The 23,529-nt window shown below is 68.3% G+C and carries 24 protein-coding genes, 2 tRNA genes and 1 other RNA gene; 17 read left to right on the top strand and 10 right to left on the bottom strand.

Annotated features, from left to right (window positions below):
• Positions 1-44 precede the first annotated feature (44 nt).
• From DFR72_RS29480 to DFR72_RS29470, 3 genes are all read left to right on the top strand, one after another.
• Positions 45-317 carry a hypothetical protein gene (locus DFR72_RS29480; protein ID WP_090068082.1) on the top strand — a complete coding sequence of 91 codons (273 nt, stop codon included), beginning with the start codon at positions 45-47 and terminating at the stop codon, positions 315-317.
• A 99-nt stretch (positions 318-416) separates the two neighbouring features.
• Complete coding sequence (locus tag DFR72_RS29475) at positions 417-737, top strand: WhiB family transcriptional regulator (protein WP_090068084.1); 321 nt, start codon at positions 417-419, stop codon at positions 735-737.
• A gap of 286 nt (positions 738-1,023) precedes the next feature.
• Complete coding sequence (locus DFR72_RS29470) at positions 1,024-1,896, top strand: class I SAM-dependent methyltransferase (protein WP_245983616.1); 873 nt, start codon at positions 1,024-1,026, stop codon at positions 1,894-1,896.
• A gap of 738 nt (positions 1,897-2,634) precedes the next feature.
• Here the strand turns inward: DFR72_RS29470 and DFR72_RS29460 are convergent.
• The 4 genes from DFR72_RS29460 to DFR72_RS45765 form a co-directional block, all read right to left on the bottom strand.
• On the bottom strand, positions 2,635-2,907 hold the full coding sequence (locus tag DFR72_RS29460; protein WP_143086821.1) for a hypothetical protein: 273 nt from the start codon (positions 2,905-2,907) through the stop codon (positions 2,635-2,637).
• 355 nt (positions 2,908-3,262) lie between these two features.
• Positions 3,263-4,573, bottom strand: coding sequence for an ABC1 kinase family protein (locus DFR72_RS29455; RefSeq protein WP_090068092.1), 1,311 nt, complete (start codon positions 4,571-4,573; stop codon positions 3,263-3,265).
• Positions 4,570-5,370, bottom strand: a complete 801-nt coding sequence (locus tag DFR72_RS29450) for a TOMM precursor leader peptide-binding protein (RefSeq protein ID WP_090068094.1) — start codon at positions 5,368-5,370, stop codon at positions 4,570-4,572. Before DFR72_RS29450 ends, DFR72_RS29455 begins: the two co-directional genes overlap by 4 nt.
• Positions 5,371-5,415: 45 nt before the next feature.
• Positions 5,416-5,571 carry a DUF5679 domain-containing protein gene (locus tag DFR72_RS45765; RefSeq protein WP_169746029.1) on the bottom strand — a complete coding sequence of 52 codons (156 nt, stop codon included), beginning with the start codon at positions 5,569-5,571 and terminating at the stop codon, positions 5,416-5,418.
• Positions 5,572-5,766: 195 nt separating this feature from the next.
• On the opposite strand from DFR72_RS45765, the gene DFR72_RS29445 reads away from it, so the two are divergent.
• Complete coding sequence (locus tag DFR72_RS29445; protein WP_090068096.1) at positions 5,767-6,294, top strand: M48 metallopeptidase family protein; 528 nt, start codon at positions 5,767-5,769, stop codon at positions 6,292-6,294.
• 70 nt (positions 6,295-6,364) lie between these two features.
• Here DFR72_RS29445 and DFR72_RS29440 read toward each other — a convergent pair whose 3' ends face one another.
• Positions 6,365-7,684, bottom strand: coding sequence for a zinc-dependent metalloprotease (locus DFR72_RS29440; RefSeq protein WP_090068098.1), 1,320 nt, complete (start codon positions 7,682-7,684; stop codon positions 6,365-6,367).
• Between the two features lie 44 nt (positions 7,685-7,728).
• Here DFR72_RS29440 and DFR72_RS29435 point away from each other — a divergent pair, with 44 nt between their 5' ends.
• Complete coding sequence (locus tag DFR72_RS29435) at positions 7,729-8,808, top strand: YlbL family protein (protein ID WP_245983615.1); 1,080 nt, start codon at positions 7,729-7,731, stop codon at positions 8,806-8,808.
• A gap of 114 nt (positions 8,809-8,922) precedes the next feature.
• Here the strand turns inward: DFR72_RS29435 and DFR72_RS29430 are convergent, their stop codons facing one another.
• Positions 8,923-9,462 carry a PPA1309 family protein gene (locus DFR72_RS29430; RefSeq protein ID WP_090068102.1) on the bottom strand — a complete coding sequence of 180 codons (540 nt, stop codon included), beginning with the start codon at positions 9,460-9,462 and terminating at the stop codon, positions 8,923-8,925.
• Positions 9,463-9,556: 94 nt separating this feature from the next.
• On the opposite strand from DFR72_RS29430, the gene DFR72_RS29425 reads away from it, so the two are divergent.
• From DFR72_RS29425 to DFR72_RS29415, 3 genes are all read left to right on the top strand, one after another.
• Positions 9,557-12,556, top strand: coding sequence for a UPF0182 family protein (locus tag DFR72_RS29425; RefSeq protein WP_090068104.1), 3,000 nt, complete (start codon positions 9,557-9,559; stop codon positions 12,554-12,556).
• A gap of 51 nt (positions 12,557-12,607) precedes the next feature.
• Positions 12,608-12,681 (top strand) — tRNA-Met (locus tag DFR72_RS29420).
• 334 nt (positions 12,682-13,015) lie between these two features.
• Positions 13,016-13,089, top strand: a tRNA-Met gene (locus tag DFR72_RS29415).
• Positions 13,090-13,168: 79 nt separating this feature from the next.
• On the opposite strand, the gene DFR72_RS29410 is transcribed toward DFR72_RS29415, so the two are convergent.
• Entirely contained in the window at positions 13,169-13,378 is a 210-nt protein-coding gene (locus DFR72_RS29410; RefSeq protein WP_090068106.1) for a hypothetical protein, read from the bottom strand.
• 385 nt (positions 13,379-13,763) lie between these two features.
• Between DFR72_RS29410 and DFR72_RS29405 the strand changes: the two genes are divergently transcribed.
• The 6 genes from DFR72_RS29405 (at position 13,764) to DFR72_RS29380 (ending at position 18,577) form a co-directional block, all read left to right on the top strand.
• Entirely contained in the window at positions 13,764-14,264 is a 501-nt protein-coding gene (locus DFR72_RS29405; protein WP_030470382.1) for a PadR family transcriptional regulator, read from the top strand.
• A 70-nt stretch (positions 14,265-14,334) separates the two neighbouring features.
• Positions 14,335-15,438 (top strand): peptide chain release factor 2, encoded by a 1,104-nt coding sequence (prfB, locus tag DFR72_RS29400; RefSeq protein ID WP_090068108.1) that lies wholly within the window; start codon positions 14,335-14,337, stop codon positions 15,436-15,438.
• A 172-nt stretch (positions 15,439-15,610) separates the two neighbouring features.
• The gene (gene ftsE, locus DFR72_RS29395) at positions 15,611-16,300 is read left to right on the top strand and encodes a cell division ATP-binding protein FtsE (protein WP_030470385.1); all 690 of its coding nucleotides are present in this window, start codon (positions 15,611-15,613) and stop codon (positions 16,298-16,300) included.
• A 40-nt stretch (positions 16,301-16,340) separates the two neighbouring features.
• Positions 16,341-17,243 (top strand): permease-like cell division protein FtsX, encoded by a 903-nt coding sequence (gene ftsX, locus DFR72_RS29390; protein WP_030481520.1) that lies wholly within the window; start codon positions 16,341-16,343, stop codon positions 17,241-17,243.
• A gap of 30 nt (positions 17,244-17,273) precedes the next feature.
• Positions 17,274-17,750 carry an SsrA-binding protein SmpB gene (smpB, locus tag DFR72_RS29385; protein WP_090068110.1) on the top strand — a complete coding sequence of 159 codons (477 nt, stop codon included), beginning with the start codon at positions 17,274-17,276 and terminating at the stop codon, positions 17,748-17,750.
• Positions 17,750-18,577, top strand: a complete 828-nt coding sequence (locus tag DFR72_RS29380; RefSeq protein WP_090068112.1) for an amidohydrolase family protein — start codon at positions 17,750-17,752, stop codon at positions 18,575-18,577. The genes smpB and DFR72_RS29380 overlap by 1 nt, the downstream gene beginning before the upstream one ends.
• On the opposite strand, the gene DFR72_RS29375 is transcribed toward DFR72_RS29380, so the two are convergent.
• On the bottom strand, positions 18,562-19,203 hold the full coding sequence (locus DFR72_RS29375) for a response regulator transcription factor (protein WP_170176439.1): 642 nt from the start codon (positions 19,201-19,203) through the stop codon (positions 18,562-18,564). The genes DFR72_RS29380 and DFR72_RS29375 overlap by 16 nt on opposite strands.
• The gene (locus tag DFR72_RS29370) at positions 19,191-20,429 is read right to left on the bottom strand and encodes a sensor histidine kinase (RefSeq protein ID WP_425459919.1); all 1,239 of its coding nucleotides are present in this window, start codon (positions 20,427-20,429) and stop codon (positions 19,191-19,193) included. The genes DFR72_RS29375 and DFR72_RS29370 overlap by 13 nt, the downstream gene beginning before the upstream one ends.
• 121 nt (positions 20,430-20,550) lie before the next feature.
• On the opposite strand from DFR72_RS29370, the gene ssrA reads away from it, so the two are divergent.
• Positions 20,551-20,928, top strand: a transfer-messenger RNA (tmRNA) gene (gene ssrA, locus DFR72_RS29365).
• A 206-nt stretch (positions 20,929-21,134) separates the two neighbouring features.
• A complete protein-coding gene (locus DFR72_RS47165; RefSeq protein ID WP_256239441.1) occupies positions 21,135-21,485 on the top strand; it encodes a DUF6416 domain-containing protein in 351 nt (116 codons plus the stop codon).
• A 98-nt stretch (positions 21,486-21,583) separates the two neighbouring features.
• Here DFR72_RS47165 and DFR72_RS29355 read toward each other — a convergent pair whose 3' ends face one another.
• A complete protein-coding gene (locus DFR72_RS29355; RefSeq protein WP_090068114.1) occupies positions 21,584-22,507 on the bottom strand; it encodes a saccharopine dehydrogenase family protein in 924 nt (307 codons plus the stop codon).
• A 53-nt stretch (positions 22,508-22,560) separates the two neighbouring features.
• On the opposite strand from DFR72_RS29355, the gene DFR72_RS29350 reads away from it, so the two are divergent.
• On the top strand, positions 22,561-23,505 hold the full coding sequence (locus tag DFR72_RS29350) for a GlxA family transcriptional regulator (protein WP_090068116.1): 945 nt from the start codon (positions 22,561-22,563) through the stop codon (positions 23,503-23,505).
• Positions 23,506-23,529 lie beyond the last annotated feature (24 nt).

Genomic DNA, 23,529 nt, shown 5'->3' with positions numbered 1-23,529 from the left:
AGCTCTCGATGCAGAGCTCTCTCGTTCGGAGGAGGTGGCCCGTTGTGAAGATCTTCAGCATCTCTCGCGCGCTCGGCCTCCCGTTGACCGAGGGCTTCTGCACGTCCGCATCCACTCAGGCCATGTGGCAGACCTCTGCCCACAAGCCAGTGGCGCTGCTGGGCCGCGAGCGGGGCACCGCTCTGCGCGGAATCGCTCTGGCTGGTGCCGAAGTGCGCAGCGAGCAGCCGATCGCGCTGCCGGTCATCGATGACGTCGACAACTACACGAATGCGCTGTCCGCGCATCAAGTGAGAAGGCTCCTGCCGACCCCCTAGAAGGGGTCGAAGGACCACCAGGCTCACGAAAGCCGCGGACTCGTACAGAGTCCGCGGCTTTCGTGTTTTTGCAGTACCCCACACAAGGAGAAAACCCTGATGTTGACCGCGACTGTCCCGCTCACCGGAGAGGGACTTCCGGACCTCGCGGAGGGGCTCGACATCCCCTGCCGCACCCACAACCCCGACCTCTGGTTCGCCGACGCGCCTGCTGACCTCGAGAAGGCGAAGTCCTTCTGCGGAACCTGCCCGGTTCTCGCGGAGTGCCTCGCCGGCGCGATCGCACGTCACGAGCCGTGGGGCGTCTGGGGTGGAGAGATCTTCGAGCGCGGAGTCGTCATCGCGCGCAAGCGGCCCCGTGGCCGTCCGCGCAAGGACGCGACTGTTGTCACTGCCAGCAAGACGGAGGCGGCGGCGTGAACACCGTGCATCTGAACCACAGCGCAATGCCCGCCTACCTGAACGAGGCCCTGACTCCCATGTCTCTGAATGAAGAACTCGTCCGAATACGAATACAAGAAGCCCAGAGGTTCGCAGAGGAGCAACGCCTGGCGAACCGCCTCGCGTCAGCGCAACGTTGGCGCAGGTTGTCGCGATGGGCGGGACGCAGAGCGGCTCGCTTCGACCTCTGACAGTCTCGAGCTGAGGCCGTCGTCCACGAGAAGGTGGATGGCGGCCTCGGCCGTTCCTCCGTACCGTTCCCTTTGTGCCGCACCACACTCACGACGGAATCGACTGGTCAGCCCGCCTCCACGCGATGAGGCGCTACGGCTCGCTGCAGGCGGAGGCGCTGGCCTCGGTCGCCCGCAGACTGGTCGAGCCCTTGCCCGACTCACCGGTCGTGATGGACGTCGGCTGCGGCGCGGGATCCATGAGCGTGCCGCTCGCCGCGGCTCTGCGAGACCACGGCGGAGGCGTCCTGGTCCTGGTCGACGCCACCCCCGAACTGCTGGACGCGGCCTGCGCCGCGGCCCGCGCGGAAACCGACGGCGCCGTGTCGGTGAAGCCGGTGCTCGCCGACCTCGCCGCCGAAGACCCGCTGTCGTTCGCAGGCCCGGTCGAGCTCATCTGGGGCTCGCGGGTGATCCACCACCTCCCTGATCAGTTGCGCGGAATGAAACGCCTGGTGGAAGCCCTGGCTCCCGGCGGCTGGCTGGCCCTCGCGGAAGGTGGCCTCGAAACCCGCTTCCTCCCGTGGGACCTGGGCGTCGGCTCGCCCGGCCTGCAGGACCGCATGGCCGCGGCCCGCGCCTCGTGGTTCGTCTCGATGCGCGAGAACATGACGGGCTCAGCCCGCCTCCCGGTCGGCTGGAACGTGGCCCTGGCCGACGCGGGCCTCGGCGAGATCAGCGCCTTCAGCTTCGTCGTGGACCACCCGGCCCCGGCCAAACAACTGGTCCGCGACTGGGCGGTCGACCGCCTGACCTGGCTGAACGAGATCACCGGCCCCCACCTGCATCCCGCAGACCGCGACGCGCTCCGCCGCCTGCTCAACCCCTCCGACTCGGAGTACGTCGGCGCCCGCGAGGACGTGTTCCTGCTGGAAACCGACACCGTTCACGTGGGTCGGCGCCGGTGACCGCAGGGGCGGAGCCGGTGTGCCACAGATGCGGGCGGCTGCGTTCCTCCGTTTCCGACCTGGATTTCCTGGCCTGGTCGTCGGAGCGGACCGGTGGGTCGCTCCGGTGGTTGTGTCAGGTGTGCTCGAAGACCCACGTCCGGGACATCGAGGGCAAGCTGCCGGACGAGTACTGGCGCTGACCTGCCCGGTGCCGCGGATCGTGCGGTTCGGTTCGACGTGTACCCGACCTGAGGTGGGGATCGGGGTGCGGCGGCGTGGCGATGCGGTGGCGCAGGACTGAGCGGCGCCGCACTGAAGTGCGCCGGACTGAGGTAGGGCAGGGTTGAAGTGACGTCGGATCGAGGTGGCGTCCAGTCAGGCTGCGCGGGCTTGAGCGCGGGCGCCAGGTTGAGGCGGCGTGGATCCTCGGATGTGAGCCGCTGGGTCAGGTGACGCGGGATCTCAGGTGATGGCCCGCCGGGATCGGTGCACAAATCTTGAGAGTGCCGCTGGTCAGGTGACGTGAGACCCCAACGCCAGACGGCATGTGGCGTGAAACCCCAGCATCAGACGGCATGAGGCGTGAGAGTCGTCCGAGATGTGATGGCGGGTGGCCGGTCTGTTGTGGACCGTTGAGGTGCCGTGACGTCTCTGGACTGCGGCTCCACACCGCACCCCTGCTGACCGCGGTGTCAGGGGCAGAAACTCGGTCCGTCGTGCGGAAGGCATGAGCGGCCGGCGCCCCGCGTGCGCACGTCAGGTCGGGTACAGGTGGCACAAGGCCTGCCTGACCAGGGCCGTTCCCCGCCGGCTGCTCACCCGTAACTCCTCCCGGAGCTCCATCGGCGTGCACAACCGCGCACTCACCACGGCGTCGATGATCTCGGCGATGGCGCGCGGGTTCAACTCCCGCCGGGCCATGTCGAGAGCGGCCCGCGCGGCACCCGCGAGCCTCAGTCCGTGGCGTTCCACCACGGCCGGCGGGCGGGTTGTGCGTTCCAGCAGAATCCACGGATTCGCTCTTCGCACATTGCTTTCCGCGAGCACGTGAATGTGCCGGGGAAGAGGAAGTGCGGCTCCCTGCCGAACCAGTGCATCGGCTCCCGTGATCACCGAAGAAGGCCCTGCGAAAGAAAGGACCGCGCGCAGTCTGTCGAGGCGAGTGGCGGGTGCAGGGGTGGTCAGGACTACGCCCGGCAGCAGGCGCTGCCATGAGCCGGCGGGGGTGCAGTGGCGCAGGACCTCCCGTGGGGAGATCCCGGCTTTGCGCAGTTCAGCGGTGGTCGCGATGGGTGCCATGGGTTCATCGTGGCGCAGCTGCAAGCGGCCGAAGGGGGCTGAAGGCCAAGCTGTGGACAACTCGGCCTCGGTTCACCCGGACGAGTTAGTCGGCGAATCCCGGTTGCCAGCGTGCGACGATTTCGTGCGCGGTCACGTGGGCGTCGAGCTGGCAGAGAATGCCCGTCGCTCCCATTGTCACGCGGTGGATCAGCAGGTACTGCGGCGGCAGGTTCAAAGAGCGGCCCGTCTGCGAATCCGGGCTGCGCAGGTCGCCCACTCGTTCGGCCTGCGACTGCAGCCAGCGGCGGGTGAAGTGGAACGACTCGGCGCGCAGCGGTTCCACGAACGGTGCCAGGTAGCCGAGCACGTCCTCGCCGTGCAGTTCCATGCCCTCGCGGATGAAGTTCTCGGTGCGCAGCAGTTCGACAAGGTCGGAGGAGCGGCCGTCGAGGGCCAGCCTGGTCATCAGGCCCAGCGTCTTGGGCAGGCCGTCGGGCAGGCGGGCCACGGCGCCGAAGTCGATCACGCGCAGGCGGCCGTCGTCGCCCAGCATGAAGTTGCCGGGGTGCGGGTCGGCGTGCAGCAGGCCGGAGCGGGACGGGGCCGAGAAGTGGAACTCGGCGAGCAGCTGACCCGCCAGGTCTCGGTCCTCGGCCGAGCCCTCGCGGATGATGTGCGACAGGCCCACGCCGGAGGTCCACTCGGTCACCATGACCTTGGGCGCCGAGGCGATGACGCGGGGGACCAGCACGTGCGGGTCGTTCTCGAAGGCCTTCGCGAACGTGCGCTGGTTCGTGGCCTCGTCGCGGTAGTCGAGCTCCTCGAGGTACCTGTCGCGCAGCTCCTCCAGCAACGGGCGCACGTCGGCGCCGGGCATGATCGCCTGCAGCAGCCGGCTGAACCGCAGCAGCTGCTTGAGGTCGGCGCGCAGGGCCTCGTCCGCGCCGGGGTACTGGACCTTCACCGCCACGTCGCGGCCGTCGTGCCACACCGCGCGGTGGACCTGGCCGATGGACGCCGACGCGGCCGGGACGTCGTCGAACTCCTGGAAGCGCTTCGTCCAGGACGCACCCAGCTGTTCGGCGAGCACGCGGTGCGTGGTGCGGGTGGGCATCGGCGGGGCCGCGGTCTGCAGCTTCGTCAGCGCCTCGCGGTACGGGGCCGCCAGCTCGTCGGGGACGGCCGCCTCGAACACGCTCAGCGCCTGCCCGAACTTCATGGCCCCGCCCTTGAGCTGGCCGAGCACCGCGAAGACCTGCTCCGCCGTCTTGGCCGTCACCTCGGCGTTGACCTCGTCGGCCGCGCGTCCGGTCAGTCGCTTCCCCCAGCCGCCGACAACCCGGCCGGCCACCCCGAGCGGGAGGCTCGCCAGCTTGGCGGTGCGCTGCACGGCCTTGCGCGGAATCTCGGTCACTCGGCCATGTTATGTGCGGAGCACTGACAGTCCGGGTGCGGATACCAGCTTCGCCTCTCAGCAACACCGGACATGAGGTCGAGCTCGAGAGTGGCGTTCACCACGGGTGGAGGGGTCTGGTCGCGGCCGTGGACGTAGCTCAGCGACTCCAGGACCTGCGCCACCGCCAGCGCCGCCGTGCCCGACGCGAACAGCACGTCGGTGGAGGCCGGTCGGCCGGCGAGCTGGGCCGCGATGACGGGCCACGCCGGATCCTGGTCGGTGCGGTGCAGGTCCGCGCAGTTCAGGCACGAAGAACGACCAGGTAGGACCAGTGGTCCCACGATCCCCACGCCCTCCCGCACGCGCACGGCCAGATGCGGCGTGCGGAACGCCATCAGCGTGCCCACGAGGTTCGGATCGGGGACGAGCGTCGCCGCCAGCACGGTCAGATCGGCGTTGTGGGCGAGCTGAACGCTGGATTCCACCAGGAGCGAAGTGATGGAGAGCGCGAGGTGCCCGGACCCGTGCACGGCGGCCGTCCCACCCCTCGCCGGAGGACCGTCGTCGAGCAGACCTGCCTCTTCGAGTGAAGAGAGAACTTCACCCAGCTGGGTGGGGTTGCCACCTCGGCTTTTCAGCCTTTCACCCAGTTCAGCGACAGTGTGCCGGCCGTCGAGGGTGATCAGTTCGTCGACCAGCGCCTCGGGCAGCGAGTCGATCACGACGGCGTGCTTCGGGTCGGTGCCGACCTGGACGACGCCGGGGGCTCTGCGCACCACGGACAGTCCTGCACGCACGCGAGGTCTTGTGTCCACGGAGGAAAGACTGGCAGGGGGCGTGGCCCCCTGCCAGCGCAAACGTCAGACCTTGGCCTTGCCGAGGATCCGCGTCATCTTCGTACCGCAGACAGGGCAGGTGCCCTTCGCCATGCGCCGCCCATTGGTCTCCTCGACGTTGCCGTCGAAGTCGCGCTTCTCGCGACACTTGACGCAGTAGCCGTTGTAGGTGTCGGCCACAGCCCCTCCCTTGCAGTTGTGAGTGCGGACACACTCGGGGACCTTGGCGCGACGGTACCTCCGCAGGCGTGCGAAATCGCGCATGTCGATCCCGCGCGTGTCCAGCCGCCGTTCGGTGGAACTTCACCCGCCGGGTGCGCGCCTGCCGCCGGTTGGGGGCCGAAAATTGTCGGTGACGGCGTTTACGGTGACTGCATGGCCGAACCGCGGGTGGAAGTGCGGCGGAGCCCCCGGCGCCGCCGCATGGTCAGCGCGTACCGGGAGGGCGACACCGTCGTCGTCCTTCTGCCGGCACGGATGACCAAGGGGGAAGAGAAGCACTGGGTGGCGGAGATGTTGAGCCGCCTCCAGCGCAGTGAGACGCGCAGGAAGTCCCCTGCGCGCACATCGGACGAGGCGCTGATGGCGCGGTGCGCCGAGCTGTCGGCGCGCTACCTGGACTCGCTGGCGGAGCCGGTGAGCGTGCGCTGGGTGCCGCCCATGCGCACGCGCTGGGCCTCGTGCACGCCGACCGAGGGCACGATCCGCGTGTCCGAGCGGCTGCGCGACGTGCCGCCGTGGGTGCTCGACTACGTGCTGGTGCACGAACTCGCGCACCTGCTGGTGCCTGGGCACGGCAAGGACTTCTGGGAGTGGGTCCACCGCTACCCGAAGACCGAGCGGGCCATGGGCTACCTGGAAGGTCTCTCGGCCGCCGCAGGCCTGGGGATCACAGAGGACTGAAGAACCCTCACGAACGTGAAGCGCCCGGCGAGGGTGTGCTCGCCGGGCGCTTCACGTCTTCAAGTGCTGGTCAGGCTTCTTCCGGCTTGTCCGGCTTGTCGCCGTCCCCGGCCTTGCCCTCGTCCTCGCGCATGGTGCGCTCCAGCTCGGCGATCGGGTCCTCCAGCGCCTTGCGGGTGTTCGTCAGGCGCTCCGCGAACTCCAGCGGGTCGTCGAGGTCCTCGGCGGTCGGGACGAGCTCGGCGTGCTCCCACACGCTGTCGCGCACCTCGACGCCGTGCTGGTCGCCGACCAGCTTCCACAGGGCCGAGGCGGCCCGCAGCTTGCGCGGGCGCAGCTCCAGGCCCACGAGCGTCGCGAACGTCTGCTCGGCCGGGCCGCCGGAGGCACGGCGGCGGCGCAGCGTCTCGCGCAGGGCCGGGGCACCGGGCAGGCGGTCGGAGACGGCGGCGTCGACCACGACGTCCACCCAGCCCTCGACGAGGGCGAGGAGCGTCTCCAGGCGGTTCAGCGCCGCCTTCTGCTCCGGGGTGGTCTGCGGTTCGAGCAGGCCCGAGCCCATGGCCTCCTCGATGGAGGCGGGGTTCGACGGGTCGATCTGGCCGGCGAGCTGCTCCAGGGCCGAGGTGTCGACCTTGATGCCCTTGGCGAACTCCTCGACGGTGTCGAGCAGGCGCTGCCGCAGCCACGGCACGTGTGTGAAGAGGCGCTGGTGGGCGGCCTCGCGCGCGGCGAGGAACACCATGACCTCGGACGCGGGACGCTCCAGGCCCTCGGTGAACTTCTCGATGTTCGCCGGCAGCAGGGCCGCGGTGCCCTCGGGGCCGAGCGGCAGGCCGACGTCGGTCGAGGTGAGCACCTCGGCGCCGAGCTGCGCCAGCGCGTTGCCCAGCTGCGAGCCGAACGCCATGCCGCCCATCTGGCCGAGCATCGCGAGCAGCGGGCCGGCCGCCTGCTTGGCCTCGGCGGGCATCGCCTCGACCCAGGCACCGGACATGCGCTGCGCCACCGGGTCGCACAGGCGCTGCCAGGTCGGGATGGTGCGCTCGATCCAGTCGCGCGCGGTCCACGCCTGCGTCGTGCGGGTGCCCGCGGGCAGCGACGTGACCGGGTCGAGCCACATCTCGGCGAGGTGCACGGCGTCGGTGACCGCGCTCGACTGGTCGGCGGCGAACCCGATCGTGGTCGTCGTCGAGGACAGCTGCTGGAACGCGATCTGCTTGGCGAGGTCGTAGTTCACCGGCCCGCTCGACGAACCCGCGTTGCTCAACATCGAGCCCAGTTGGCTCAGCATGTCGCCCAGCTGGCTGAAGTCGAACGGGTTGTCTCCCGGCTTCCCGCTCTTGTCGTCGGGGTCGTCGGGGCGGAACCCGAACGGCACGTCACTCATGCCTCTACCGTACGCGGACAGACATGGTCGTACGCTGTTCAGCCGTGAGTGAAACCGTCACGACCGCACCCCCACCCGCGCCCCCGCCGAGGGAACGCGGACTGACCCGCCGGACGTGGACGCTGATCGTCAGCTTCCTAGTGGTGGCGGCGCTCGGACTGCTCGGCGGTTTCGCCAGAGTCCCGTACGTCGCGCTGGGCCCCGGCCCGACCTACGACGTGCTCGGCCAGGTCAAGGACGCCGACGTGGTGTCGGTCGAGGGCCAGGACACCTTCCCCACCAAGGGGACCCTGCGCATGACGACGGTCTCGCTCACCGACGACGTGTCGCTGTTCGGCGCGCTGGGTCTGTGGTTGTCCGGCCGCTACGCGCTGGCGCCGCGCGAGGAGTTCTTCAAGCCCGGCGAGTCGGAGCAGCAGGTCCAGGAGAACAACGAGCGCGCGTTCAGCGAGTCGCAGACCGCCGCCGAGGTCGCGGCGCTGCACCACCTCAAGTATCCGGGCATGGTGATCGCGAACCAGGTCACGAAGGGCAGCCCGGCGGACAACGTGATCCCGCTCGGCGCCCGCATCATCTCGGTCAACGGCAAGCAGGTGCAGAGCGCCGCCGACGTGAGCGGCGCGCTGGAGAACACCAAGCCCGGCGACCGCATCGAGGTGGCGTTCGAGAAGGACGGCACCTCCCAGTCGACCCAGCTCACCCTCGGCACCCGCGACGACGGCCGCCCTGCGGGCTTCATCGGCATCTCGCCGGTCGACCGCGCCGACGTGCCGTTCAAGATCAAGATCAGCCTGTCCGACGTGGGCGGTCCCTCGGCCGGTCTGATCTTCGCGCTGGCGATCGTCGACAAGCTGACGCCGGGCGAGCTCAACGGCGGCAAGTCCATCGCGGGCACCGGCGAGATCACCGGTGACGGCACCGTGAAGCCCATCGGCGGCATCGCCTTCAAGATGGTCGCCGCGAAGGAAGCGGGCGCCACGGCGTTCCTCGTGCCCGCCGACAACTGCGCGGACGCGAAGCAGCAGGCACCCTCCGACCTCAAGCTGATCAAGGTCGAGAACCTGACGGACGCCGTGTCGTCGCTGGAGGCGCTCAACGCCGGCAAGGACACGCCGAGCTGCTGACCCGGCCGCGACCCCGGCGGGTGGTCGCTGTCCGCTTGCCGCGAACATCGGGCAACGCATCACAACCCCGGCGCGATCACGCGCCGGGGTTGTGCCAGCCTGGGGATGTGACGACTAGGGCCGCAGCGTGGCGAGCAGGGCGTCGGTGAGGTTGGGCGCCAGTTCGGGGTGCTCGACGAACTCCTCTGGCACCTCGACCGTCCCGCGCAGCCTCAGCACGCAGGAGACCGAGCCGTCGCGCAGCACCGCCGCCACCAGGCGCGCCTCGCGGCGGGCGGGGTGTTCGGCGGCGAAGCGGCGGGCCGCCTCGTCGTCCAGCTCGCCGTGGCTCAGTTCCGTCTCGGCCTCCGGCGGCAGGACGACGATCTCCTGGGCCAGGGCGCACCCGGTGACGGCCGGGGGCCACTCGATGCCCGCGAGCGCGTCGCCCAGGTCGCCCGACAGCTCGTCCTGGGCGATCGGGGTCAGCGGACTCGACTCGGGGTCGAGCTGGTTGCGCAGCTCCGGTTGCTGGTCGAGCAGGTCTGAGGTGGCCACGAGGGCGAAGAGTTGCGGTGGCTGCTCCCAGCCGCCTGCCGCTACGAACTCCTCAACCTCGCGGGCGACCGTCGGGAGGATGACCGCTGGCGTTTCACTCGCTGACACGCGTGTCATCGTAAGACTGCGGACTTCACGGGAACCCAGGGCGTCGTCCGTAGAGTTGGACTAAACGTACGTATCGATTTACCGCGATCCAGGAGCGTGCCTCGTGGCCACACGGCCTCCGGTCGGACTGCCGAAACTGTCCCGGCGAAGCCGAATACTGCTCATCGTGGGTGTTGTGCTCCTGTTCGGTCTCATCACGGGATCGCGGCTGCTCGACACCTACGTGAACTGGCTGTGGTTCGGCGAGGTGAAATTCCGCGACGTCTACAGCACAGTCCTGCTCACCCGCCTGGCCCTGTTCGTGGCCGTCGGGGCCGTGGTCGGCGGCGTCGTCGCGCTGAACCTCTTCCTCGCGTACCGGGCCCGGCCGGTGTTCGTGCCGGTGTCCGGACCGGACGACCCGGTGGCGCGCTACCGCACCGTCGTGATGGGCCGGGTCCGGTTCTTCGCGATCGGCATCCCCGTGTTCGTCGGGTTGATCGCGGGCGCGTCGGCGCAGGCCGACTGGCAGCAGATCCAGCTGTTCCTGAACTCCCAGCCGTTCGGCGTGACCGACCCGCAGTTCGGGCACGACATCGGCTTCTACGCGTTCCAGCTGCCGTTCTACGAGTGGCTGCTGTCGTGGCTGTTCATCACGGTCGCGGTGTCGTTCATCGGCGCGGTCATCGCGCACTACCTGTTCGGCGGCATCCGCCTGGCCGGTCGCGGCGGCCAGCTCTCGGGCCCCGCGCGGCTGCACCTGGCGCTCGTCGCCGGCACGTTCGTGCTGCTCAAGGCCGTCGCTTACTTCTTCGACCGGTACTCGCTGCTGCTGCACGAGAACGAGAAGTTCGTCGGCGCGAGCTACACCGACCTCAACGCGGTGCTGCCGGCCAAGCTGATCCTGCTGTGCATCGCGGTGTTCTGCGCCGTGGCGTTCTTCGCCGGCGCGTTCATGCGCAACGTGCAGCTGCCCGCCATCGCGACCGTCCTGCTGGTGCTGTCGAGCGTGCTCGTCGGCGCGGCGTGGCCCGCGGTGCTGGAGCAGTTCTCGGTCAAGCCGAACGCCATCCAGAAGGAAGCCGAGTCGATCACCCGCAACATCGCGGCGACACGGCAGTCGTTCGGGTTGACGGACGACAAGGTCGAGACGAAGCCCTACGAGGGCAAGCAGAACGTCAGCAACGACCAGGTCAAGACCAACGACGCGGGGACGCTGGGCAACATCCGCCTGCTCGACCCGGCGGTGCTGTCGCGCACCTTCACCCAGTTCCAGCAGCTGCGGCCGTTCTACGGCTTCCCGAACAAGCTCGACGTCGACCGGTACACACTGGACGGAAAGCTCCGCGACTACATCGTCGCGGTGCGCGAGCTGAAGCTCGACAGCCTGCCGCAGGGCCAGCGCGACTGGATCAACCAGCACCTCATCTACACCCACGGCAACGGCTTCGTCTACGCCGAGGCGAACAAGGTCAACGCGGTCGCCGACGAGTCCAACGGCGGCTACCCGGACTTCAAGACCGGTGAGGTCAAGTCCAACGGCGACGTCGGCAACGCGCAGAACGGCATCAAGGTCGACCAGCCCCGCACCTACTTCGGCGAGCTGTTCGGCGTGAACGACTACTCCATCGTCGGCGGCCGCCCGGCCGGCTCGGCGGCGGAGTACGACACGGACGCCAAGTCCTACACCTACACCGGCAGCGGCGGCGTCCCGATCGGCAGCCTGTTCAACAAGGTCGCCTTCGCGGCGTACTACGGCGAGCGCAACATCCTCTTCAACCAGTCGATCGCGGACGACTCGAAGATCCTGTTCAAGCGCACGCCGCGCGACCGCGTGCAGGCAGTCGCCCCGTGGCTCACGGTCGACAGCGACCCGTACCCGGCCGTCGTCAACGGCCGCATCACGTGGATCGTCGACGGCTACACCACGCTCGAGAACTACCCGTACGCGCAGCGCACGCAGCTCGGTGACGCGACGAACGACTCGCTCACAGCGGACGGCGTCGTCATCTCGCAGGTCAACAAGCCCGTCAACTACATCCGCAACTCGGTCAAGGCCACTGTGGACGCCTACGACGGCACGGTGAGCCTGTACCAGATCGACGACAAGGACCCGGTCCTCAAGGCGTGGATGGGCGTCTTCCCGAACACGGTGAAGCCTGGCAGCGAGATCTCCACCGAGCTGCGCCAGCACTTCCGCTACCCCGAGGACCTGTTCAAGGTGCAGCGGCAGATCCTGTCGAAGTACCACGTCTCGTCGCCGTCGGACTTCTACTCCGGTGTCGCCTACTGGGCACCGCCGCAGGACCCGACGATCGACAACGTGACGACGGCCGACGCCCAGCGCGACGCGGCGAGCAAGCGCCGTGACGCCCAGCCGCCGTTCTACGTCCTCGCCGGTGACCCGAGCGACCCGAGCAAGGTCCGCTTCCAGCTGACCAGTCCGCTCGTCCGCGAGAACCGGGAGTTCATGGCGGCCCACGTCTCGGTCGGATCCGATCCGGACAACTACGGGAAGATCAGCGTCCTGCAACTCAGCCAGGACGCGAAGGGCCCGCAGCAGATCCAGACGCAGTTCCTCACGTCGGACAACGTCAGTCGCGAGCTCAACCTGCTGACCCAGCAGAAGACGACGGTCGTCTACGGCAACCTGCTCACGCTGCCCGTGGGCGGAGCGCTGCTCTACGTCGAACCCGTCTACATCGAGCGCGCGTCGAACAACACGTCGTACCCGCAGCTGTCCAAGGTGCTCGTCTGGTACGGCGACCGGGTCGGCTACGCGTCCACGCTCAACGAGGCGCTGGACCAGGTGCTCAGCGGTGCCGGCGCGGTCGTGCCGCCGCCGAGCGACAACAACGGCAACGGCCAGACCTCCACGCCGCCGACCACACCGCCCACCAACAGCGCGCTGAGCCCTGAGCTGCAGAAGGCGGTCACCGACATCGACGCCGCGCTGGCCGACATCAAGAAGGCCCAGCAGAACAGCAACTTCACCGAGCTCGGCCAGGCGTACGCCAAGCTGGACGACGCCACCAAGAGGTTCAAGCAGTACAACACCGGGGCACCGGCCGCGCCGCCGACGGGCCAGTCGTCGGTTGTGCCGAGCCCCACACCGTCTGGCTGACCTCACGATTTGCATTAACCGCTCCGCCCCGCGTAAGGTTCTAATTACCGACGCGGGGTGGAGCAGCTCGGTAGCTCGCTGGGCTCATAACCCAGAGGTCGCAGGTTCAAATCCTGTCCCCGCTACAAAGTAGAGAAAGCCCTGTTCGCGGAAACGCGGACAGGGCTTTTTCGCATTTGCGGGTAGAGGCGGAGTCCTCAAGCCCACCCCACTGCCAAGGCCTGGCTTTGCCTTGGCTCCGGCTTCCGTAGTCGACCCTGCTGTATCGGGGGCTTGCTCGGTGGCGACGTGTGGGTCTGCTTGGCCGAGGTTGACGTGCTGGCCGGGTGATGCGGGTTTTGGGGGCCTTGACCTGCGGAGATGCTGCTTGAGGGGGGTGGGTGAAAATGGGTTTTCGGAGGGTGTAGAGTTCTCCTTACAACAGCAAGACAGCAACACCGCAAGACAAGCTAGAAGCGGCGCGGGGTGGAGCAGCTCGGTAGCTCGCTGGGCTCATAACCCAGAGGTCGCAGGTTCAAATCCTGTCCCCGCTACTAGAATAGACAGAAGGCCGGAGTCCACTGGACTCCGGCCTTCTGTGTTGTCTGGCCGAGGTGACTCGGCCAGGGTCTTTCAGGTCATGTTCTCCGCCCAGTACTGGGCGCACAGCATGCTGGAGCAGATGCGGCCCTGGCCGTTGACGGTGCGGTGCTTGCGGATCTGTTTGCCGCAGACCATGCACTCGTCCTTGCCGGCCTGCTCCGGGATGCCTCCCGTCACCCACGCCCTCGTGTGCGCCGCCACCTTCTTGTGGTCCAGCCACTTCAAGTTCAGGTTCTTCATGGTCCCCGACCTCCGTGTTCAACCGCGCCTGCCTGGCAATGATCATTTTCCCCTAATGCCGGGCCTGGGAAAGAGGTCTGCGCGGACATCACCAGGTCGTGCGACGACGGCCCCCGACCGTCCATTCGGGTGGCTCCGGCCGGTGAGAGTCGTACCGCCGATCGAGTGAGAGCGGGGACTTTCGGTTCTGCGAAAGGACTTTTCCATCCGGGATGGACACAGACGGTCAAGAGGCCAAACGCGTGAGGCTCGGAAACTGCCGCTTACTCAGCGAGACTTTTCGTTGCTCCGCATGGCCCATCAGACTAGCCCGGTGATCAGCCACTGTGGACAGAACGGCTGACCATTGTGGACAGCTTCCCCCGGACGTGGGAACGTTGTCGTTGTGTCAGACCTGAATGCGACCGCAGCCGCCCTGCTCGGGCTGCTGCACGACGGACCCAAGACCGGTGGCCAGTTGGTGGCGGAGGCAGGAGACCGCTTCGGCGCGTTCTTCAGCGTGACCCGCTCCCAGGTGTACCGCGAGCTGCCCGCGCTGGCTGACCAAGGCCTGCTGCGCCTCGGCAAGCAGGGACCGCGGTCCAGCCAGCAGTACGTGCTGACTGCCGCGGGCAAGAAGGCCTTCAAGAACTGGCTGCTGTCCGAGCCCGGCCCGGACCACCTGCGCAGCCCGCTCATCCTCCGACTGGTGCACGCCGGCTCGCTGACCGCGAAGCAGCGCGAGTCCCTGATCACGACCGCACGCTCGACGTACGGTCAGGAACAGGAGAGCGCGAAGAGCGCGGCCAAGACGGCGGAGGACCCCTACGCAAAGGCGGTGGCGGAGTTCGGTCTCGCGCACGCGAAGGCCGTTCTCAAGCTGCTCGACGCGATTCCGACCGCGTAGAACCGCTTCGAAGAGAGCGCCAGCACGCACCGGTCGCGACTGACGGCCGGTGCTGGCGTAATCTTTTTGCGTGAACCCGGACGTCGAAGCAGACATCAAGGACCTCTCCGCCACCCTTTCGAGCATCGAGGCGGTGCTGGACCTCGATGCGCTGCGCGCCGCTGTCGCGGACCTGGAGGCGCAGGCGACCCGCCCTGACCTCTGGGACGACCAGGAGAAGGCGCAGAAGGTCACCAGCGCGCTCTCCCACAAGCAGGGCGAGCTGCGCCGCGTCACCGGTCTGCGCTCACGCCTCGACGACCTGCCGCTGCTCTACGAACTCGCCGAAGAGGCAGAGGACGCGGAGGCGGCGGCCGACGCGGACAACGACCGCGCCAAGCTGCGCGAGGAGATCGCGAGCCTCGAGGTCCGCACGCTGCTGTCCGGCGAGTACGACGAGCGCAACGCGCTGATCACCATCCGCGCCGAGGCCGGTGGCGTCGACGCCGCGGACTTCGCCGAGATGCTGCTCCGCATGTACTCGCGCTGGGCCGAGCGCCACAACTACGGCGTCGACGTGTTCGACACGTCCTACGCCGAAGAGGCCGGCATCAAGTCCGCCACGTTCCGCATCAGCGCCCCGTACGCCTACGGCACGCTGAGCGTCGAGCAGGGCACCCACCGCCTCGTGCGCATCTCGCCGTTCGACAACCAGGGCCGCCGCCAGACGTCGTTCGCCGGCGTCGAGGTCGTGCCCGTCGTCGAGCAGACCGACCACATCGAGATCGACGAGAAGGAACTGCGCGTCGACGTCTACCGCTCGTCCGGCCCCGGCGGCCAGGGCGTCAACACGACGGACTCGGCGGTGCGCCTCACGCACATCCCGACCGGCATCGTGGTGTCCTGCCAGAACGAGCGCTCGCAGCTGCAGAACAAGGCCACGGCCATGAACGTCCTGCAGGCGAAACTGCTCGAACGCCGCCGGCAGGAGGAGCAGGCGAAGATGGACGCGCTGAAGGACTCCGGCTCCAGTTGGGGCAACCAGATGCGCTCCTACGTGCTGCACCCGTACCAGATGGTCAAGGACCTGCGGAACAACCACGAGGTCGGCAACCCGTCGGCGGTGCTGGACGGGGAGATCGACGACTTCCTCGAGGCCGGCATCCGGTGGCGCAAGCAGTCCCAGCAGTCCTAGCCCTGATCTGACCGAAGAGCACGTTCAGCCCCGAACGAGGGCAGGACGTGCTCTTTTCGTGGACGGGTCGTGCCTGGTCGGATACGCCGCGTCGAGGTTCCGGCCGCCCTTCCGGGGCTGGAAGTTAACCGGAACGGGGGCTTTACCCCGGCCATGAGTAGACTCGCGCCTCGTGATTCGTCTCGAACACGTTTCCAAGGTCTACAAGACCTCCACGCGTCCTGCGCTCGACGACGTGTCCGTCGAGATGGAGAAGGGCGAGTTCGTCTTCCTGATCGGGCCCTCGGGGTCCGGCAAGTCGACGTTCCTGCGCCTGCTGCTGCGCGAAGAGGTGCCGACCAGGGGACGCGTCTACGTCTCCAACTTCGACGTCGCCAAGATGTCGCGGCGCAGGGTTCCCCGCCTGCGGCAGTCGATCGGCTGCGTGTTCCAGGACTTCCGTCTTCTGCCCACGAAGACGGTGGCGGAGAACGTCGCCTTCGCGCTCGAGGTCATCGGCAAGCCCCGCAACACCATCGTCAAGGTGGTGCCGGAGGTGCTGCAGCTGGTGGGTCTCGACGGCAAGGAGGACAGGTTCCCGACCGAGCTGTCCGGTGGTGAGCAGCAGCGCGTCGCGATCGCCCGTGCGTTCGTGAACCGCCCGCTGGTGCTGATCGCCGACGAGCCGACCGGAAACCTGGACCCCGACACGAGCCAGGACATCATGTTGCTGCTGGAGCGGATCAACCGCACCGGCACGACCGTCATCATGGCCACCCACGACCACGGCATCGTCGACTCGATGCGCCGCCGAGTGGTGGAGCTGTCGTACGGCAAGGTCGTCCGTGATGACGCGCGCGGCGTTTACGGCGTTGGCCGCTAAGCGTCCCTAAGCCCCCGAACCCCAAGGAACCCCGCCCCCGATGCGTACCAGCTTCGTGTTCAGCGAGGTCATCACCGGACTTCGCCGGAACGTCACGATGACGATCGCGATGATCCTCACGACCGCCATCTCGCTCGGGCTGCTCGGCGGTGGCCTGCTCGTCGTCCGCATGGTCGACAAGATGCAGGCCAACTACGCGGGCAAGCTCGAGGTCTCCGTGCTGCTGACGAACGATGTCAGCGCCAACGACAAGGACTGCACCCAGCAGCCGTGCGCGGGCCTGCGTTCCAACCTGGAGGCGACGTCCGGCGTCGAGTCCGTGGTGTACCAGAACCGGGACGAGGGTTTCGAGCGCTTCAAGCGCATCTTCGAGGCCCAGCCGGAACTGCTCAAGCTCGCGCGTCCCGAAGCCATCCCGGCCACGTTCCGCGTGAAGCTCGAGGACCCGGAGCGCACCGACGTCATCAAGCAGGCCTTCGAGGGCAAGCCCGGTGTGAAGGGCGTCGACGACCAGGGCAAGTTCCTGGAGCGGTTCTTCGAGGGCCTCAACGGCATGCGCGACGTCGCCCTGATCCTCGCGCTCATCCAGGCGTTCGCCGCGCTGCTGCTGATCTCGAACACCATCCAGGTGTCGGCGTTCACCCGCCGCGTCGAGGTCGGCATCATGCGCCTGGTGGGCGCGACGCGGTGGTACACGCAGCTGCCGTTCCTCATCGAGGCGGTCGTTGCGGGCATCATCGGCTCGGTCACCGCGGTCGGCGGCCTGGTGCTGTTCAAGGCGTTCTTCCTCGACCGGATCACCAGGAACCTCACCGAGTCGGGCATCATCCCGCCGATCGGCTACCTGGACATCCTGATCGTGTCGCCCTGGCTGTTCCTCGTCGCGATAGTCATCTCGGCGACCACCGGCTACGTGACACTCCGCCTCTACGTGCGGCTTTAAGGATTTTGCCGAGCATTTAGACTGGTCGTCATGGTCAAGGAACGCGGGCAGAAGGTCATCGCGTCGAACCGCAAGGCTCGGCACGACTGGTCCATTCTGGACACCTTCGAGGCGGGCATTCAGCTCGTCGGCACCGAGGTGAAGAGCCTGCGCATGGGACGGGCGTCCCTGGTGGACGCCTTCGCCCAGGTCGACGACGGCGAGATCTGGCTGCACGCGCTGCACATCCCGGAGTACGTCGCGGGCACCTGGACGAACCACGAGGTCCGGCGCAAGCGCAAGCTCCTGCTGCACAAGGCGGAGATCGAGCGGCTGATCGGCAAGACCAAGGAGTCCGGTCTGTCGCTCGTGCCGCTGCAGATGTACTTCAAGGACGGCTACGTCAAGGTCGAGCTCGCGCTGGCGAAGGGCAAGAAGTCCTACGACAAGCGCCAGGACCTGGCGAAGCGCGACGCGAACCGCGAGATCGCCAAGGCCCACGGCAGGGCACTGAAGGGTCGCTACTGATGGCACTGGTGGACGTCCACGTCCACTTCATGCCGCAGAACGTCCTGGCCAAGGTCTGGGCGTACTTCGACCGCGTGCGCGAGTCCGGGGTCGACTGGATCATCTGGTACCGCACTGACGAGAACGCCCGGCTCACCGCGCTGCGGGAGCTGGGCGTCGTCGCGTTCGCACCCCTGCTCTACCCGCACAAGCCGGGCATGGCGCCGTGGCTGAACGAGTGGGTGGCCGACTTCGCGGCACGGGTCCCCGAGGCGGTGCCGACGGGCACGTTCTACGCGGAGCCCGGTGCCGAGGCGTACGTGCGCAAGGCCCTGGAGGCCGGTGCGCGCTGTTTCAAGTCCCACGTCCAGGTCGGCGGCTACGACCCGCGTGACGCACTGCTGGACGGCGTCTGGGGCCAGCTGGCGGAGGCCGGCGTGCCCGTGGTCGTGCACTGCGGCGACGGGCCGATGCCGGGCGAGTTCACCGGGCTCGGGGTCTTCGAAGAGGTCCTGAAGCAGCACCCGCGGCTGACCGCGGTGATCGCTCATGCCGGGATGCCGGACTACTCGGGGGCGTTGGACCTGGTGGAGCGCTACCGCAACGTGCACGTCGACACCACGATGGTGGGCATCCCGTTCACCGAGCAGATGGTGCCGCTGCCCGCGGACTGGCGGGCGCGCATCGCCGGGCTGGCGGACCGGGTGGTGCTGGGCACCGACTTCCCGAACATCCCGTACCCGTACGAGGTGCAGCTCGACGCCATCAGGGCGTGGGGTCTGGACGCCGCCGCCGAGCAGGCGGTCCTGCACGACAACGGCGCCCGTCTGCTTCAGCTGTCGAGGTAGGCGAGCACGGCGCGCACGCGGCGGTGCTCGGAGTTCGACGGCTCCAGGCCGAGCTTGGCGAAGATGTTGCCGACGTGCTTCTCGACGGCGCCGTCGGACACGACGAGCGTGCCGGCGATGGCCGTGTTGGACAGTCCCTGGGCCATCAGCCCGAGGACCTCGCGTTCGCGGGGCGTCAGCTTGTCGACCGGGCTCTTCTTGCTGCGCACCATGAGCTGCGTGATCACCTCGTGGTCGATGCTCGTGCCGCCGTCGGCGACCCTGCGCACCGCGTCGACGAACTCCTTCACGTCCGCCACCCGTTCCTTCAGCAGATACCCGACACCGCTCGCGCCACCCGCGAGGAGTTCCACGGCGTAGCGCTCCTCGACGTACTGCGAGAGCACCAGCACCGGCAGCCCGGGATAGCGGCGGCGGCACTCGATGGCGGCCCGCAGCCCCTCGTCGGTGAACGACGGCGGCATCCGCACGTCCACCACGCACAGGTCGGGCCTGTGCTCGGTCACGGCGTCGAGCAGGTCGTCACCGTTCTCCACCGCCGCGACGGTCTCGATGCCCTCGTCGGCGAGCAGGCGCTGCACGCCCACCCTCAGCAGCACCGAGTCCTCGGCGATCACCACGCGCACGGCAACTCCGCTCGAATAACGGTCGGCCCACCAGCGGGGCTGACGACGACGACCACACCGTCGATCGTGGCAGCCCGGTCCGCGAGCCCGGCGAGCCCGCCGCCCGGCCGCAGTTCCGCGCCACCCTGACCGTTGTCGGTGACCTCGACCAGCACTCCCGTGTCCACCCTGTTGACCCGCACGGTCGCCTTGGTGCCGTTGGAGTGCTTGGTGATGTTCGTGAGCGCCTCGCCGACGGTGAAGTACGCGGCGCTCTCCACCGACGTCGGCGGCCGCGGCTCCACATCGACCTGCAGGTCGACCTCGATCGGCACACGGGCGGCGAGCGCGGACAGCGCGGCGTCGAGCCCCCGGTCACCCAGGACGGACGGGTAGATGCCCCGAGCCAGGTCCCGCAGTTCCTTGATGGCGAGCTTCGCGTCCGCGTGCGCCTCCGCGATGAGCTCGGCCGCGGCCTCCGGGTCCGTGCCCATCTTCGACTTCGCCCGCCCCAGCCCCATCGCCACGGCCACGAGCCGCTGCTGCGCGCCGTCGTGCAGGTCGCGCTCGATGCGCCGGCGCTCCGCCTCGGCCGCCTCGACACCACGCGCCCGGCTGGACGACAGCCGCTCCGCCTCGATCGCCAGCGCGTCCGCACGGGTCGGCCCGAGCATGCCGCGCGCGAACTTGCCGTGCACCGACCCGAGCCACCGGGTGCCGAGCGCCGCGAACGGGATCAACGCCAGCCCGATCAGCGAGACCGGCAACGCCGACGCGAACGAGTCGATGGTCCAGAAGTCGCCCACGATCACCGCGAACGGCGCGGTGCCGATCCAGAACGGCACCGCGATGAACGCCGCCGCCACCGACCACATGACGACGACGGAGACGAACTCGAGGATGCCGACGGGCAACAGCAACAGCAGGTAACCGAAATCGCGCCACGTCGCCGGATCCGTGAACTGGGCCTTGAACCGCTGCCACAACGTGCCGGTCGGTGGCTCGCGGTAAGGCCTGGGGATGTCCGTGCGCAACGCCGCCCTGACCCACGCCCGCTCCATCGTCGCGCCACCCCGCACGACCGCCATCGCCGACCACAGGATCGGCAGACCCACCCAGAGGACCGAGGTGGCGAACCCGACGACGGTGAGCACGACGGAGAGGGTGAACCAGAAGATGCCGGTCACCAGGTTGGTCAGCAGGTAGAACCCGGCTGCGAGCGCGTTCGGTTTCCTCATGACGTCCATGGTGTCGTTCTCGCTGGTCAGAGACCATCTGGCCAGCCATCCGGTCAGAGGTGGGGACAGCCCTACCTGCCTCGGGAAGAACTCGGTGGCCCCAGTCGTTATGCTATGCGTACCACTACGAGGGGGTGAACGGTTTCGACTGTGGACGTTGATTCAGGGGAAGCGTGTCGGTGCAGGCGAGAGACCACCGTTAAGCGTCATCGCAAACCAATAAGCGCCACGTCTAACGACAAGCGCACCGCGTACGCTCTCGCTGCCTGACAGCGGAGCTAGCGGTTGTCGGCCTAGGAGTGCCTTCGGCCTAGTTCCCGGCATCAGCTAGAGGGCTTACCAGCAGTCTCGGTCGCGGAGACTGCCCGGGAAACTCACAGCGACTGGGCCCGTCACACCTGCTTGTTCGCGTGACAGGTGGGGCCAAGCAGAGACACAGCGGACTGCGCACGGAGAAGCCCTGATGAACCGGCACAGGACCCGGGTTCGATTCCCGGCACCTCCACTCGATGGGCGAGTGCTGCTCGTGGGCAGCACTCGCCCTTTCTCGTTCTCGGGTGTCCTCTGGGGGCCGAGCCCCCAGACCCCCACGCCGGGGGCACGCCCCCGGACCCCCGGCTGGCTCGTCGCTTCGCGACATCGCCGTCCAAGCTGGGGCGTGGGGCGCTTGCGTCGTTTCCGTTGTTGACATCACGATCTAAGGGCTTGGGACGCGTGACCGGGTTGAACTCGCCGGGGGAACTGGTTGCGTGGAGTCGGGATGACGGCGAGCTTGCCGCGGCTGTTTGGGGGAAGTTCAGTGAGAAGGCCCAGGCTCTGTTCTCCGTGTTGATGGACAAGCCTGGAGTTCCGTTCAGTGGTGATGAGCTGGGGCTACTGCTTGGGTTGCCCAACGGCAAGCACGGCGTGGCGGGAGTTCTCGGGTGGCCCCTTCGGCACTGCCAGGCGGTCGGACGCTCGTGGCCTTGGGTCTGGGAGTATCCCGAAGGTGAGAACGTGCGCTATTGGATGACCGAAGAGGTCGCCGGTCTCTTTCGGCAGGCTCGGAGTGGTCAGAGCAGCTGAGTCCGGTCACGACGGCTCGGCACCACGTACGGGCGATGAACGACGATGTGCTCGCGCGCTTCGACCCGTCGTTGCGGCGCACGGACTTCGTGGAGTCATCAAGAACGGTGCCTGGCCTGGATGACGTCGTCCAGGGACACCAGGAAGTCGAGAGCGTCGAACATCGCGCCTGCCGAGGCGACGCCGGTGACGTTGAAGCGGCCGCTCAGCAGGCGTTCGACCGCTTCCACGGCTAGTGGGGCGCTCACGGCGTAGATGTCCTTGCCGGACGCGGTCAGGCGTCGTTCCTCGCCTGCCCTGCGCACGCGCACGTCGACCTCGAACGTCTCGGGCTCCTGCCGGGCCTGGGCCGCCTGCAGGCCGGTGGCCGCTTCCGCCGACATGTAGTTCGTCACCGACGCGATCCGCAGGTGACTCGGCACCGTCACGACGTCGGCCATGGAGAACTCGCCGATCACCTGGCGGGTGCCGTCCGGGAACTCCCAGTCCAGGACGGGTGCGGTGTCGCCGTGGTAGCGCAGCTCCCCGTCGCGGAACCGCACACGTTGGCCGTCACGGCGTTCGCGGGAGACCTGACCTGCGGTGAGGGTGCCCGCGGTGGGCTGCCAGCCGCTCAGGCCGTAGGCGATGTGGGCCTCGTCGGCGTAGTCCCAGCCGGCCATCGCGGCGGTGACCAGCAGGTCGCCGAGGCCACCGAAGAACGCCATCGCGGGCACCACCGGGATCGAGGCGCCGCGGGCGAACGTGTCGGCGTTCGCCTCGATCTCGGCCGCCACGTCCACGTACGGGATGCCGGCGCGTTCGGCGGCGGCGATCAGCGGGCCTGCGGTGACGGCGAACGGGCCAGCCGTGTTGATCACCGCGGCCGCGGTGTCGAGGGCTCGGTCCAGGGCGGCCGGGTCGTCAGCTGTGGCCTGCGCGCGGCCGAACGGAAGTGGCTGGTGGCCTCGCTTCTCCAGTTCTGCCAGGACGAACTGCCCCGTGGTGCCGGATGCGCCGTAGACCGCGATCTTGTGTCCCATGTGGACCAGTCAAGCTGCCCGGCGGGGTTGGAGCCAGTGTCTGGAACGACACGATGCGTACACTTTCGGACATGCTCGCCTTCGCCGTCACCACCGGGATGCTGCACTTCGAGCTGACCGCCACGTACGAGATCTTCACCGCCCCGCAGCTCGACTACGAGGTTCGGTTCTGCGGAGACGAGACGTCTCGTCTCGGCAGGTTCGCGCTGGAACCCGACCTGCCGCTCAGCGGGCTCGAGGAGGCGGACACCGTGATCGTGCCCGCCATCGCGGACGTGGACGCGCCGCTCGACTTGGAACTCGTCCAAGCTGTCAAGGCGGCCCACGACAAGGGTGCGCGGATCGTGTCGTTGTGCACGGGCGCGTTCGTGCTGGCCGAGGCCGGGCTGCTCGACGGGCTCCGGGCGACGACGCACTGGGCGCACACCGACGAGCTGGCCAGGCGGTATCCGCGCGTCGAGGTCGACCCGGACGTGCTCTACGTCGACAACGGGCAGGTGCTGACGAGCGCGGGCAAGGCGGCGGCGATCGACCTGAGCCTGCACGTGATCCGCAGCGACCACGGCACCGCGACGGCGAACACGGCGGCGCGGCGGCTCGTCGTGCCGCCGCACCGGGACGGTGGGCAGGCGCAGTTCGTGCTGGCGCCGGTGCCGTCGGGTGAAGGGCATCCGCTCACCGAGTTGTTCGACTGGGTTTCGGCGCGGTTCGACCAGACGATCACCGTCGAGGACATGGCGCGGCAGGCCAGCATGAGCTCACGGCACCTCGCGCGGCTCTTCCGGGCGGTGACGGGCACCACGCCGCTGCAATGGCTGCACACCCAACGCATTCGGCGCGCGCAGGAACTGCTGGAGATGACGGACGACAGCGTGGACCTGATCGCGGAGGCGTCCGGGATGGGCACCGCCACGACGCTGCGCCGGCACTTCCACCGGACCGTCGGTGTGCCACCGGACACATACCGCCGCACGTTCCGCCCCGTTGGTGGCCGCTAGATGCATTGGTGGGCGTTAGGTTGT

It is taken from the genome of Lentzea flaviverrucosa, from assembly GCF_003350445.1.
Lineage (GTDB): Bacteria > Actinomycetota > Actinomycetes > Mycobacteriales > Pseudonocardiaceae > Lentzea > Lentzea californiensis.
The sequence above is the reverse complement of the archived record's forward strand: the minus strand, read 5'-3'. Positions and strand labels throughout refer to the sequence as shown.